This window comes from Blastococcus sp. KM273128 (assembly GCF_021698975.1).
Lineage (GTDB): Bacteria > Actinomycetota > Actinomycetes > Mycobacteriales > Geodermatophilaceae > Blastococcus.
On sequence record NZ_SSXA01000041.1, the window covers coordinates 39,713 to 53,020 of the forward strand.

Consider the following 13,308-nt stretch of genomic DNA (forward strand, 5'->3'; position numbering starts at 1 on the left):
CTGCTCAGCCCCGCCGCGGGGCGGCCGCGGGCAGCGGGCGGGCGTTCAGCCAGCCCAGCACCCGTTCGGCGGGCATGGGCCGGGAGATGTGGTAGCCCTGCGCGACGTCGCAGCCCCACTCGCGCAGCGCGACGAGGGCGTCGGCGTCCTCGACGCCCTCGACCACCATGCCCATCCCGAGGTCGCGGCTCAGCTGCAGGGTGCTGCGCACGATCGCCGCCGCCCGCGGGTCGGAGGTCAGGTGGGTGACGAAGCTGCGGTCGAGCTTCAGCTCGTCCACCGGCAGCGCGCGCAGGTACGACAGCGACGAGTACCCGGTGCCGTAGTCGTCCACCGACAGCCGCACACCCAGCCGCCGCAGCCCGGCCATCACCTGCTGGCTGCGGGCGGCGTCGGCCATCAGGACGTCCTCGGTGATCTCGAGGACCAGCGCGCCGGCCGGCACCGAGCAGGCCTCCAGCAGCATCTGCACCTGCTCGGGCAGCGCGACGTCCTGCAGGTTGGACACCGACAGGTTCACCGCGACCGACAGGTCGTGCCCCTGGGTGCGCCAGGTGCGCAGGTCCCGCAGGGCGTGCTCGAGCACCCGAAGCGCCAGCCGGCGCATGAGCCCGGCCTGCTCGGCCAGCGGCAGGAAGACGTCGGGGTAGAGCAGGCCCCGGTCGGGGTGGTCCCAGCGGACCAGCGCCTCGAGGCCGGCGACGGTCCCGGTGCGCAGGTCCAGCTGCGGCTGGTAGTGGTTGACGAGCTCGTCGCCGTCGAGGGCCGAGCGGAGCTGCTCCAGCGTCTGCAGCCGGTCGCGGGTGGCCGGGGTGCCGTCGGGCGCCCACACGTCGTAGCCCAGGCGCCCGCGCTTCGCCGCGTACATCGCCGAGTCCGCGCGGGCCAGCAGCAGCGAGCGGTCGCGGCCGTGCTCGGGGCAGAGGGCGATGCCGATGCTGGCGTCCACGTGCAGCGACATGCCGGCCAGGACGAACGCTTCGCGCAGCGCGGTGCCCAGCCCGTCGGCGACCTCGCGCGCCCGGTCGGCGTCGGCGTCGGGCAGCAGGACGGCGAACTCGTCCCCGCCCATGCGGGCCAGCAGGTCGCCGGGCCGCAGCGCGCGCTGCAGGCGGGGGCCGACCAGGCAGAGCAGGTCGTCGCCGACGCTGTGCCCGAAGCTGTCGTTGATCTCCTTGAACCGGTCGAGGTCGACCATCAGCAGCGCGAACCGCCGGTCGCGGTCGCCGCGGGCGGTCTGCTCCACCGTCTCGATGAACTTCCGGCGGTTGGGCAGGCCGGTCAGCGGGTCGTGGTGCGCCTCCGCCGCCAGCTGGGCCAGGCGCTCCTGCTCCGCTGCGCGCAGCTCGGCGTTCTCCACGACCAGGGCGCCCTCCAGGGTGACCTGCCGGACGGCGTCGCGCTCCGAGGGGCTCCAGCTGCGGGCGGTGCCGACCGATCCTGTGACCACCAGCCCCAGCAGCCGGTCGCGGGACATGAGCGGCACGCTGATGTAGGAGCTCAGACCCAGGGCCCGCACCAGCTCGGGGTCGAGCAGGTCGGTGGCGGTGGCGTCCTCGACGAAGACGGGGGTCCGCTCCGCCGTCGCCAGCCGCCACAGGGGGACGGCGGACGCCGGCTGGCCGACCAGCCGGGCCTGCACGACCTGCTTGTGCTCGTCCGGCCAGCCGACGTGCCGCACCTCGGAGATGCGGTCGTCGGCGTCGACCAGGTAGGCGGCGCTGCGCTCGGTGCCGGCCAGCCGCTGGACGGCCAGGGCCAGCACCTCCGCGGCGGCCGCGGCGCCGGTGACCGCCGAGCCGTCGACGAGCAGCTGCCGGACGACGCGGGCGGTGGTGAGCGAGGCCGCCCGCGCCTGGCTGGTGCGCGCCTGCTCGATGACGCCCCCGAGGTGCGCGCCGGCGGCGGCGGCCAGCCGGCGGACGTCCTCGGAGAACGGCCGCACCTGCGTGCTGTCCAGGGTGAGGACGCCGGCCAGCTCGGGGGTGCGACCCAGCGGGACGGCGAGCGCGGAGGCGATCTGGAAGGAGTCGACCCACCAGCCCGACACGAGATCGGAGTCGCGATCGGCGGTGAGCGGGGCCCCGGTGCGCAGCACCGTCTCGGCGAGCTGCAGGGGCACCGGCGCGGAGCGGAACTGCCGCCAGGTGGCGAGGTCGCGCCGGCCGTCGGCGTAAGCGGCCATGCGGGGGACCAGGCGGCCGTCCTCGAGCAGGAAGACGCAGGCGCGCTCCACCTCCCCCAGCTCGGCCAGCTGGCGGCAGGCCGCGCCGAGCAGGTGGTCCATCGACTGGGCCTGCGCGGCGGACTCGATCAGCGTGAGCAGGACGCCGGCCTGCTCCAGGCGGCGCTGCTCGGCGCGCCGTGCCCACGCCCCGGCCAGCGCGACGGCGATGCGGGGGGCTGCCTGGCGCAGCAGGTGGGGGGCCGCGGCGGCGGCGGGCTCGACGGTCAGGACGCCCACGACCTGCCCGTCGAGCAGCAGCGGCTCGCCGTGGCCCGAGCGGAGGCCGACCTCGGCGAGCTGGCGGTCCTCGGCGCGGCGTCCGTCGGCGTGGGCGACGACGGCCCGGCGGCCGGTGACGACGGCGGAGAGGAAGGGGGAGTCGCGCAGGAGGGCAGGGGTCCGCAGGGCCGGGTGCAGGGGCAGCGGGTCCCGGGTGGCGGCGGTGGACTGCCGGAACGGGACGACGAGCTCGGTGGTCGCCTCGTGCACCCACACCGACACGCGGGTGGCCCCGGAGGACGCGCGCAGCCGCCCCAGCAGGTGGACAAGGGCGGCGTGGGCGTCGTAGGGCGACGCCGGCGGCTCGAACCGCGGCGCTGCCTCGTCCTGCGTCGTCCCGGGCACGAGGTCGAGATCGGCGGCCCCGCCCGGTGCTTGAGCCCTGGTGGGCGCTCACCCCCCGATGGGGGGCCTCCGCCGGCGGCTGCCCCGGGCGGGGGAGCCCCTCGGGTGGCCCGTGGCACGGTGACCGGCGCCGGAGGTGATACTAGGGAGGCATCTGGCGCGACCGGCCCCGGCCGGCGCGCCGCCCGAGCGTCCCCGGGAGGGAAACCCCGTGACCTACGTCATCACCCAGGCCTGCGTCGACGTGCTCGACAAGGCGTGCATCGACGAGTGTCCGGTGGACTGCATCTACGAGGGCGACCGGATGCTCTACATCCACCCCGACGAGTGCGTCGACTGCGGCGCCTGCGAGCCGGTGTGCCCGGTGGAGGCCATCTACTACGAGGACGACGTCCCGGACAAGTGGAAGGACTTCTACAACGCCAACGTGGAGTTCTTCTCCGACCTGGGCAGCCCGGGCGGTGCTGCCAAGACCGGGAAGATCGGCAAGGACCACCCGCTGGTGGCCGCGCTCCCGCCCCAGGGCGAAGGTCACTGACCGCTCCGGTCCCCGGCGCGCCGCGGGCGCTGCCGGACTTCCCCTGGGACTCCCTGGCCGGTGCCCGGGCGCGCGCCGCCCAGCACCCCGGCGGCGTCGTCGACCTGTCGATCGGCACGCCGGTCGACAGCACGCCCGCGGTCCTGCGCGAGGCGCTCGCCGGGGCGGCCGACGCCCCGGGCTACCCGACCGCGCTGGGCACCGCGCAGCTGCGCACGGCCGCCGCGGGCTGGCTGGCGCGGCGGCTGGGCGTGCACGTCGCCGACCCGCTGGGCGCGCAGCCCTCGCTGATCCCCACGGTCGGCTCCAAGGAGCTCGTCGCCCTGCTCCCCACGCTGCTGGGGCTGCAGGGGGGTGCGAGCACCGTGGTGGTGCCCGAGGTCGCCTACCCGACCTACGAGGTCGGCGCGGTGCTGGCCGGCCTCGCGGTGCGCCGGAGCGACACGCCGCCGGCCGACGCGGCCGGGATCTCCCTGGTCTGGCTGAACTCCCCGGGCAACCCCCACGGCCGGGTGCTCACCGTCGAGCAGCTGCGGGCGTGGGTCGCCTGGGGCCGCGCGCACGGCGTGCCGGTCGTGGCCGACGAGTGCTACATCACCCTGGGCTGGGACGTGGAGCCCCGCTCGATCCTGCACCCGGACGTCGCCGGCGCCGACCACGCCGGGCTGCTGGCGGTGCACTCGCTGTCCAAGCAGTCGACGGCGGCCGGCTACCGGGGCGGCCTGCTCTCCGGTGACCCGGAGCTGGTGCGCCGGGTCTGGGAGGTGCGCCGCCACCTCGGGCTGCTGGTGCCCGGGCCGGTCCAGGCCGCGATGGCGGCCGCGCTGGCCGACGACGCGCACGTCGACGAGCAGCGCGAGCGGTACCGCCGTCGGCGGGAGCGGCTGGCAAGCGCGGTGCGCGCGGCCGGGATGCGGATCGACCACTCCGAGGCGGGCCTCTACCTCTGGATCACCCGTGACGAGGACTGCTGGGCCACGATCGACCGGCTGGCGGGCCTGGGGATCGTCGCCGCCCCCGGCAGCTTCTACGGCCCTGCCGGGGCGCAGCACGTGCGGATGGCGCTGACGGCGGCGGACGAGCGGATCGACGCGGCGGTCGAGCGCCTGACCGCCTGAGCCGACCGCCTGGGCCGACCGTTGCACGGCTGAGGCGCAGAACCAGCCCGTTCCCGGGCCTGCTGCGGTCAACGGTGCGGGTGCCCTGTGGCTCAGGCGCAGTCGGGCGCACCGACGATCAGCACGGCGGTCAGCTCCTGGGCCATCGCCTCGTGCTTCTGGTAGTGCTCGGGAAATCCGGAGCGCTGCACGGCCTGCGCGACCTCGGTGAGCCGGCCGGTCTCCCAGCCGGGGACCTCGACGAGGTGGTCGTAGAACCGGCCGGCCGCGTAGACCGGGTCCTGCACCTGCTCCGGCGTGCCCCAGCCCTGCGAGGGGCGCTGCTGGAACAGCCCGAGCGAGTCCCGGTCGCCGTGGTCGAGGTTGCGCATGGTCGACTCCTGCATCGCCGTCGCGAGCGCGATGACGACCGCCCGCTCCGGCAGCCCGCGGTCGTAGCCCACCTGCGCGATGGTCGCCGCGTTCTGCATCTGGTCGGCGGAGAGGGTCACCGACGAGGCCGGCAGGGTGCAGCCGCCCGAGGTGGGGAGCTGGACGGCGAGGTCGGCCCGCCAGGCCACCGCGGCGAAGATCGCCGCCCCGACCAGCAGCGCCGGCCACCAGCGGAGCACGCCGGGTCCGCGCTTCCCGCGCGGGCGGCGGGCGCTCCCGGGGGCCGGGCGGCGGACCGGGCGCCGGCGCCGGTTCGCCGGGCGGCGGGACGTGCTGCGACCCCGGGCAGCGGCGTGGTGCGTCGCGGTGCGGGTGCTGGTCATGGCTCCCCGACTGTAGGCGGCGGAGCTGGCCGTTCCCTGGACGCGGCACCCTCAGCGATCTGCCCGGGGACGGCGGAACCGCCACCTGCAGGAGCCTCGCGCCGCTAGCGTGTGCCCGCCGTCGAGGAGGAGCCATGGCCGACACCCTGCTGCCCGGGATCACCGCCACGCGGGTGGTCACCCCGCGCCTGACCCAGAACGTGCTGCACCCGTCCACCGTGCCGCCGGACGCCCTCGGCGGCGGCGAGGTCGTGCTCTTCGTGCACGGCAACGTGAGCTCCGCGCTGTTCTGGCAGCAGCCGCTGCTGGCGCTGGCCGAGGAGGCGGGCCTGCGGCCGCTGGCGGTGGACCTGCGCGGGTACGGCGACACGGATCCGCTGCCCGTCGACGCGCGCCGGGGGGGTGCGCGACTGGGCCGACGACGTCGCAGCGCTGGTCGAGGCCCTCGGCATCGGGCGGGTGCACCTGGTCGGCTGGAGCATGGGCGCGGCCGTCGTCCTCCAGCACCTGCTCGACGCCCCCGAGCGGGTCGCCTCGGTGGCGCTGGTGGCCCCGGTCTCGCCCTACGGCTTCGGTGGCACCGCCGGACCGGAGGGGCGCCGCCTCGCCGAGGACGGCGCGGGCTCCGGTGGCGGCGCGGCCAACCCCGAGTTCGTCGCCGCGCTCGCGGCCGGCGACACCGGGGACGGCAGCCCGACCAGCCCGCGGTCGATCCTGCGGTCGTTCTACGTGGCGCCCGGCTCGCTGCCGCTGGACCCGGCGCTGGAGGACCTCTTCGTCGCCTCGATGCTCTCCACCCGCACCGGCCCCGACCACTACCCGGGCGACTCCGCTGCCAGCCCCACCTGGCCGGGCGTGGCCCCGGGGGAGCGCGGCGTGCTGAACACGATGGCGCCGACGGTCCTGGACGTCTCGGGCATCGACGCGCTGGCCGGGAAGCCGCCGGTGCTGTGGGTCCGCGGGGACGCCGACGCGATCGTGTCGGACACGTCGCTGTTCGACCTGGCCCACCTCGGGCAGCTGGGGGCGGTGCCGGGCTGGCCGGGGGCGGAGGTCTGCCCGCCGCAGCCGATGGTCGCCCAGACCCGCGCAGTGCTGGAGCGCTACGCCGCGGCCGGGGGCGGCTACCGCGAGGTCGTGCTGCCCGGGGTCGGGCACTCGCCGCACGTCGAGCGGCCGCAGAAGTTCGTGGTGGCCCTGCTCGAGCACCTCGGCGCCGCGGAGACGTCGACCGGCCCCCGCTGACGGCCTATGCCGGGGTCAGTTCGCGTGCAGCTCGGCGTTGAGGGCGCCCCAGTCGCCGTCGCGGGGCAGGGCCTCCAGCGCACCGCTCACGCTGTTGCGCCGGAAGAGCAGTCCGTCGCGGCCGGAGAGCTCCGCCGCCTTCACCGTCGAGCCGTCGGGGAGGGCCACGCGGGCGCCGGCGGTGACGTAGCACCCGGCCTCGACGACGCAGCCGTCGCCCAGCGAGATCCCGATGCCGGCGTTGGCGCCCAGCAGGCAGCCGCTGCCGATGGAGATGACCTGCTTGCCGCCGCCGGAGAGCGTTCCCATGATCGAGGCGCCGCCGCCGATGTCGCTGTCGGCGCCGACGACCACGCCCGCGCTGATCCGGCCCTCGACCATCGAGGGCCCCAGCGTGCCGGCGTTGTAGTTGACGAAGCCCTCGTGCATGACCGTCGTCCCCTCGGCCAGGTGGGCGCCCAGGCGCACCCGGTCGGCGTCGGCGATGCGCACGCCGGAGGGGATGACGTAGTCGACCATCCGCGGGAACTTGTCGACGCCGAAGACGGTCACGTGACCCACGGCGGCCCGCAGCCGGTGGGCGTTGAAGGTCGCGGCCTCGACCGGCCCGGCGCTGGTCCACGCGACGTTGGTGAGCAGCTTGAACACCCCGGTCATGTCCGCCCCGTGCGGCTGGATCAGCCGGTGCGAGAGCAGGTGCAGCCGCAGCCAGACGTCGTGGGTGTCCACCGGCGGCTGGGCGAGGTCGGCGATGACGGTGCGGACGGCGATGACCTCGACGCCGCGGGGCTCGTCGCGGCGCACCAGGCCGCCGTAGTCGGGGCCGAGCTCGCCGGAGAGCTCCAGCGCGCCGAGCCGGGTGCTGCCCGTGGCCGCGTCGGCGGGCGCGCCCAGCCGGGGCTCGGGGTACCAGGTGTCCAGCACGGTGCCCGAGGGCGTGACGGTCGCCAGACCGGTGGCGACGGCGGAGACGGGGGCGGGCGCGGCGTCAGTCACGCCGGGAACGCTACCGAGGCCGTTCCGCGGCGGGGCGGTCGGAGGGGGCTGGAACGGCCTGGCCGCAGGGCCGGGGCGGCAGGTGGGCCATAAGCTCGGCAGCCGTGAGCACCGCGCCGCAGCTCGACCTGTCCGCCGACGTCCTCGCGCTGACCCGCGCCCTGGTCGACGCGCCCTCGGTGTCGGGGAGCGAGACGGCGCTGGCCGACGCGGTCGAGGCGGCGCTGCGCGCGCTGGGCGGGCTGGAGGTCGAGCGGGTCGGCGACGCCGTGCTCGCCCGCACCAACCTCGGCCGGCCGACGCGGGTCGTCCTCGCCGGGCACCTGGACACCGTGCCCATCGCGGACAACGTGCCCAGCCGGCTCGACGAGGCCGCCGGCCGCCTCTACGGCTGCGGCACCAGCGACATGAAGGCCGGTGACGCGGTGATGCTGCGGCTGGCCGCGGTCTTCGGCGTCCCCGGCGCGGAGCCGGCGCACGACCTCACGTTCGTCTTCTACGACAACGAGGAGGTCGAGGCCGTCAAGAACGGGCTCGGCCGGGTGGCCCGCGAGCGGCGCGGCTGGCTCTACGGCGACCTCGCGATCCTGCTGGAGCCGACCGACGGCGAGATCGAGGCCGGCTGCCAGGGCACGCTGCGCGCGGTGCTGGCGACCCGGGGCCGCCGCGCGCACAGCGCCCGCAGCTGGCTGGGCGAGAACGCCGTCCACGGGCTCGCCGGGGCGCTGTCCGCGCTCGCCGCCTACCGGCCGCGCGAGGTCGAGATCGACGGCTGCACCTACCGCGAGGGGCTCAACGCCGTCGGCATCTCCGGCGGGGTCGCGGGGAACGTGATCCCCGACGAGGCCGCGCTGACGGTCAACTTCCGCTACGCGCCCGACCGCGACGAGGACGCCGCGGAGGCGCACGTCCGCGAGGTGTTCGCCGACGCGGTCGCGGCCGGCGCGACGCTGACCGTCGTCGACAACGCCGGGGGCGCGCTGCCCGGGCTCGCCGAGCCGGCCGCCGCCGCCTTCGTCGCCGCCGTGGGCCGCCCGGCCCGGGCCAAGCTGGGCTGGACCGACGTCGCCCGGTTCGCCGCCTTCGGCATCCCGGCGGTCAACTACGGCCCGGGGGACCCGCAGCTGGCGCACACCCGGGAGGAGCACGTCCGGGTCGACCGGCTCCAGCCCGCCGTCGACGCCCTCACCGCCTACCTGTCCGGGAGGACCGCATGACCGCCACGCCACCGCCGGAGGGCCGGCGCCCGCGCCCGACCCGCCACCGCGGGCCGATCGTGCTGCGCGGCGGCGAGCCCGACCCGCAGGCCCAGGGCAGCACCACCGACCAGCGGCTGCTGGACCGGCGGGGTCCCACGGACTGGGTGCACACCGACCCGTGGCGCGTGCTGAGGATCCAGAGCGAGTTCGTCGAGGGCTTCGGCCTGCTCGCCGAGCTGCCCCGCGCGGTCAGCGTGTTCGGCAGCGCCCGCACCCCGCGGGACCACCCGCACTACGCCGCGGGCGTGGAGATCGGCGCCGCCCTCTCCCGCGCCGGGTACGCTGTCATCACCGGTGGTGGGCCGGGGGCGATGGAGGCGGCCAACCGCGGCGCCTCGGAGGCCGGCGGCCTCTCGGTCGGGCTGGGCATCGAGCTGCCGTTCGAGCAGGAGCTCAACGAGTGGGTCGACGTCGGCATCTCGTTCCGCTACTTCTTCGTGCGCAAGACGATGTTCGTGAAGTACGCGCAGGCGTTCGTGATCCTCCCGGGCGGTTTCGGCACGCTCGACGAGCTGTTCGAGGCGCTCACCCTCGTCCAGACCCGCAAGGTGACCCGCTTCCCGGTGATCCTCTACGGCACGGAGTACTGGGGCGGCCTGATCGACTGGGTGCGCACCACGATGGCCGGGCACGGCGCCATCAGCCCCGGTGATGTGGACCTGCTGCACTGCACCGACGACATCGCCGAGATCGTGGCGATCGTCGAGGAGGCGGAGAAGGCGCGGGCGGCCGGCGACAACGGCGGGGGGATGCGCGCCGCAGCGACCGGCCCGTCGGACGCCTGAGGTGCTCTCCTTCGTCCTGTTCGTGGTGGCCGCGCTGCTCGTCGGCGGGGCGCTGTTCCTCGTCGCCTCGCTGGTCCTCGGCCGCGGGGAGACCCAGCCGCCGGCCGATCCCGACCGGTCGCCGGTCGAGCTCCCCGAGGACCGGCCGGTGGTGGCCGACGACCTCCGCGGGGTGCGGATCGCGGTGACCGCCCGCGGCTACCGGATGGTCGAGGTGGACTGGCTGCTCGACCAGCTGGCGCAGACGCTGGACGAACGGGACGCCGAGATCGCGGCGCTGCGCGCCGAGCTGGCCGCACGCGACCGGCAGGGAGTGCCGGCCGAGCCCGGCGCCGCGCCGGCCGAACGGGAGGGGATGCAGGGTGCCTGAGCTGGTGGAGCGGGTGGAGGTGGCGGCGCCGCCCGAGCGGGTGTGGGCGGCGCTCACCGACTGGACGAGCCAGGGCGAGTGGATGCTCGCGACCGACGTCGAGACCGTCGGCGGGCCGGCGCAGGGCGTCGGTGGCCGGCTGGCCGCCCGCACCGGGCTGCCCGTGCCGGGCCGGCCCCGGCTCGGGTTCCTCGACACGATGGTCATCACCGCGTGGGACCCCCCGCGCCGGGTCGAGGTGCTGCACACCGGCCGGCTGGTGCGCGGGCCGGGCATCTTCGAGATCGAGCCGCGGGGTCAGCAGAGCACCTTCGTCTGGACCGAGCGGCTCGACCTGCCCTTCGGGGTGGTCGGTCGCGTCGGGTGGGTCGTCGCCAGGCCGTTCGCGCTGCTGGGCATCCGCTGGTCGCTGCGGCGCTTCGCCGCGTTCGCCCGCGCCCGCTGACCTGCCGCCGCGCGGCGCCGGCCGTCGGTGAGGATGTGCCCGTGCGCGAGGGGACGGCGGAGGCGTGAGCCGGCGGGGGTGGCTGCTGTTCCTGGCCATGTCGGTCATCTGGGGCGTGCCCTACCTGCTCATCAAGGTGGCCGTCGGGGAGGTGCCGCCGGTCGCGGTGGTGTTCGCCCGCTGCGTCGTCGGCGCGGCGCTGCTGGTGCCCTGGACGCTGGCGCGCGGGCAGCTGCGACCGGCGCTGCGGCACTGGAAGGCGCTGCTGCTGTTCACCGCGCTCGAGATGACCGGACCCTGGCTGCTGCTCTCCTACGCCGAGCAGACGCTGTCGAGCTCGCTCACCGGGCTGCTGGTGGCCGCGGTGCCGTTCGTGGCCGCGCTGGCCGCCCGGCTCGCGGGCGAGGAGGAGCGGCTCACCCCGGTGCGGCTGGCCGGCATGGGCCTCGGCGTCGTCGGCATCGCCGCCCTGCTCGGCCTGGACCTGGACGGCGCCGGGCTGCTCCCGCTCGCCGCTGTCGGGCTGGTGGTCCTGGGGTACGCGACGGCGCCGCTGGTGGTCAGCCGCGCGCTGCCCGAGGTGCCCGGGGTGGCGGCGAGCTCGATCGCGCTGCTCGTCACCGCGGTGGTCTACGCGCCGTTCGCCGTCCCGCGGCTGGGTGAGGTGACGTCGGCGTCGCCCCAGGCGCGGGTGTCGCTGCTGACACTCGGCGTGCTGTGCACCGCGGTGGCGCTGGCGCTCTTCTTCGCCCTGATCCGCGAGGTCGGGCCGCAGCGGGCGCTGGTCATCACCTTCGTCAACCCGGTCGTCGCGGTGCTGCTCGGCGTGCTGCTGCTCGGTGAGCCGTTCACCCTCGGCATCGCCGTCGGCCTGCCGCTGGTGCTGGTCGGGTGCGTGCTGGCCACGCGGCGCAGCGACCCGCGCCCGGAGCCGAGCGTGGCGGCGGTGGACTCGTCCGTCCGGTAGTCAGCCCAGCCGGCGCAGCCGCGGCCAGATCTGCGCCCAGGGCAGCCGCCGGTCGCTCGCCAGCCAGATCGTGCGGCCCTGCTCGTCGTTGTCCAGCCCCACCCCGTTGTCGACGCGGCCGGCCGGCCGGACCTCGCCGAACCAGCGCGTCAGCTCCTCCGGCGGCAGCCCGACCACCACCGCGGCGTCGGCGGCCTCCGGTGGCGGGCCCCACGTCCAGTACGAGTTGTGCCCGCTGTAGGCGGGCCCCAGGCCGGGGGCGAACCGGTCGACGGCGCCGGCCTCGCCGTAGTTGCCGGTGAGGACGACGACCTCCGCCCCGGCGGGCAGCCCGGCCCGCGCCCGCTGCACGGCGGCGGCGAACCGCGGCCAGCCGACGGTCTCCCCGGCGTCGTAGTTCACCGCCGGCACGGGTGTGGCCGGCAGCCAGCGGACCGGGAGCACGGGCAGCATGAGCACCGCGGAGGCGGCCAGGCTCAGCGCCAGCGCGGGGACGAGGACGCGCCGGGCCCGGGCCCCGCCGCGGCGGGCCCAGGCCAGCGCCGGGTCCGCGCCGGCCGCCAGCAGCAGCGGGTAGAGGCCCGCCAGGTAGTACGGCTTGCCGCCGGTGACGAGGAACAGCACGGCGAGGACGGCGTAGGCGACGGCGAAGCACCGCCACCGCGCCAGCGCGGGGTCGCGCAGCAGCCGCCACCACCCCGCCATCCAGACCGGGAAGAGCACCGGGCTGACCAGCACGAGCTGGAAGGGCAGGAAGAGGTACCAGGGCTCGCTGGTGCCCGAGCCGCCCGCGGCGATGGCCTCCGCCAGCGCCAGCTGCGGCCAGCCGTGCACCGCCTGCCAGACCAGGTTGGGCGCCCAGACCGCCAGCGCGAGCGCCCCGCCGGCCCACGGCCAGGGGGAGCGGAACACCGATCGCGGGCCGACGAGCAGCAGCCCGAGGACCACGGCCGCCAGCAGGAACGCCGGCTGCACCTTGTTCTGCAGCGCCAGGCCGGCGACCGCCCCGGCGACCAGCCAGACCACGCCGCCGTCGCGCAGCGCCCGCACGAGCAGCCACGACAGCAGGGCCCAGAACAGCAGGTCGAACGTCGTCGTCGACAGCAGGTGGCCGACGGCCAGCAGGATCGAGGAGACCGCCACGCAGGCGGCCGCGAACAGCTGGGCACCCCGGCCGCCGCCGAACTCGCGGGCGAGCAGGCCGGTGAGCACGACGACGGCGCCGGCCGCCAGCGCCGACGGGAACCGCAGCACGGTCAGCGAGCCGGGGGCGAGGGTGTCCACCGCGGCGGCGAGGAGCGGGGTGAGCGGTGGCTGGTCGACGTAGCCGAGGGCTGCCTCCCGCCCGGCGCGGAGGAAGTACAGCTCGTCGCGGTGGTAGCCGTAGCGCCCGGCCAGCGCCAGCAGCAGCGCGGCCACACCGGCGGCGAGGGCGAGCAGCGGGCCCCGGTGCAGCGCGGGCCGCACCGGGGTGGGCGTGGGCTCAGCGGTCCGGACGGCCACCGGCGGACGGTAGCGCCCGGAGGTCAGCCGCGGCGGGTCCGCCGCGTCCGCACGACCGCCCAGACGGCGGCGACCGCCAGCACCCCGGCGACGACGAGCAGCAGGTTCAGCCCGTAGGCGTCCTGCGGCAGGAAGCCCGGCTCCTGTACGTCGCCCGGGTCCACGGCGAACACCAGGCCCACCGCGACGAGCGACCCGGCAACCACGAGCCCGACGGCCACCGGTGCCCGCGCGGGCCGCGGGAGGAACCGGTTGACCAGGAACCCTGCCAGGACGACCAGCGGCGCGATGACGAGGTCGTGCAGCAGCGCGCTGCCGAGGAACCACAGCGCCCAGGACCCGAGCGGGACCCGATCGCCGGCCCCGAGCAGCCCGATGACGCCCCAGCCGACGGCGGCGAACCCCGGCACCAGGAAGAGCCACCGCCACCAGGGGCCGGCGATCGGGTCCCGCTCGGGTCCTGGGCGCTGTGGTTC

12 protein-coding genes and 1 pseudogene are annotated in these 13,308 nt (G+C 76.2%); 8 read left to right on the top strand and 5 right to left on the bottom strand.

The features are described 5' to 3' along the window. Window positions 1-4: 4 nt before the first annotated feature. Window positions 5-2,851 carry an EAL domain-containing protein gene (locus E9529_RS13040; RefSeq protein WP_236831589.1) on the bottom strand — a complete coding sequence of 949 codons (2,847 nt, stop codon included), beginning with the start codon at window positions 2,849-2,851 and terminating at the stop codon, window positions 5-7. Between the two features lie 211 nt (window positions 2,852-3,062). Between E9529_RS13040 and fdxA the strand changes: the two genes are divergently transcribed. Then, complete coding sequence (fdxA, locus tag E9529_RS13045; protein WP_012947287.1) at window positions 3,063-3,389, top strand: ferredoxin; 327 nt, start codon at window positions 3,063-3,065, stop codon at window positions 3,387-3,389. A gap of 29 nt (window positions 3,390-3,418) precedes the next feature. Beyond that, entirely contained in the window at window positions 3,419-4,507 is a 1,089-nt protein-coding gene (dapC, locus tag E9529_RS13050) for a succinyldiaminopimelate transaminase (protein WP_304505642.1), read from the top strand. 92 nt (window positions 4,508-4,599) lie between these two features. On the opposite strand, the gene E9529_RS22100 is transcribed toward dapC, so the two are convergent. After that, entirely contained in the window at window positions 4,600-5,262 is a 663-nt protein-coding gene (locus tag E9529_RS22100; protein ID WP_255708992.1) for a hypothetical protein, read from the bottom strand. 351 nt (window positions 5,263-5,613) lie between these two features. On the opposite strand from E9529_RS22100, the pseudogene E9529_RS13060 reads away from it, so the two are divergent. Next, window positions 5,614-6,507 (top strand): annotated as a pseudogene (locus E9529_RS13060) (alpha/beta fold hydrolase); the annotation flags it as partial. Window positions 6,508-6,522: 15 nt separating this feature from the next. Here E9529_RS13060 and dapD read toward each other — a convergent pair. After that, window positions 6,523-7,503: a 2,3,4,5-tetrahydropyridine-2,6-dicarboxylate N-succinyltransferase gene (gene dapD / locus E9529_RS13065; protein ID WP_236831590.1), complete on the bottom strand. Its 981-nt coding sequence runs from the start codon at window positions 7,501-7,503 to the stop codon at window positions 6,523-6,525. A 104-nt stretch (window positions 7,504-7,607) separates the two neighbouring features. On the opposite strand from dapD, the gene dapE reads away from it, so the two are divergent. From dapE to E9529_RS13090, 5 genes are all read left to right on the top strand, one after another. After that, on the top strand, window positions 7,608-8,720 hold the full coding sequence (gene dapE / locus E9529_RS13070; RefSeq protein WP_236831591.1) for a succinyl-diaminopimelate desuccinylase: 1,113 nt from the start codon (window positions 7,608-7,610) through the stop codon (window positions 8,718-8,720). Beyond that, window positions 8,717-9,547, top strand: coding sequence for a TIGR00730 family Rossman fold protein (locus E9529_RS13075; RefSeq protein WP_236831592.1), 831 nt, complete (start codon window positions 8,717-8,719; stop codon window positions 9,545-9,547). Before dapE ends, E9529_RS13075 begins: the two co-directional genes overlap by 4 nt. Window position 9,548: 1 nt before the next feature. Beyond that, window positions 9,549-9,917 (top strand): DivIVA domain-containing protein, encoded by a 369-nt coding sequence (locus tag E9529_RS13080; protein WP_236831593.1) that lies wholly within the window; start codon window positions 9,549-9,551, stop codon window positions 9,915-9,917. Further along, window positions 9,910-10,362 carry an SRPBCC family protein gene (locus E9529_RS13085; protein ID WP_236831594.1) on the top strand — a complete coding sequence of 151 codons (453 nt, stop codon included), beginning with the start codon at window positions 9,910-9,912 and terminating at the stop codon, window positions 10,360-10,362. The genes E9529_RS13080 and E9529_RS13085 overlap by 8 nt, the downstream gene beginning before the upstream one ends. 64 nt (window positions 10,363-10,426) lie before the next feature. Next, window positions 10,427-11,329 (top strand): DMT family transporter, encoded by a 903-nt coding sequence (locus tag E9529_RS13090; RefSeq protein ID WP_236831595.1) that lies wholly within the window; start codon window positions 10,427-10,429, stop codon window positions 11,327-11,329. Here the strand turns inward: E9529_RS13090 and E9529_RS13095 are convergent, their stop codons facing one another. Continuing rightward, a complete protein-coding gene (locus E9529_RS13095; protein WP_236831596.1) occupies window positions 11,330-12,832 on the bottom strand; it encodes a glycosyltransferase family 39 protein in 1,503 nt (500 codons plus the stop codon). It abuts the gene before it with no gap. A gap of 23 nt (window positions 12,833-12,855) precedes the next feature. After that, window positions 12,856-13,308: hypothetical protein (locus E9529_RS13100; RefSeq protein ID WP_236831597.1), on the bottom strand; the 453-nt coding region annotated here is incomplete at its 5' end.

Bases quoted from the DNA above. Each gene is read 5' to 3' on its own strand.
- E9529_RS22100 (WP_255708992.1), bottom strand. From the start codon at position 5,262: ATGACCAGCACCCGCACCGCGACGCACCACGCCGCTGCCCGGGGTCGC.
- E9529_RS13075 (WP_236831592.1), top strand. From the start codon at position 8,717: ATGACCGCCACGCCACCGCCGGAGGGCCGGCGCCCGCGCCCGACCCGC.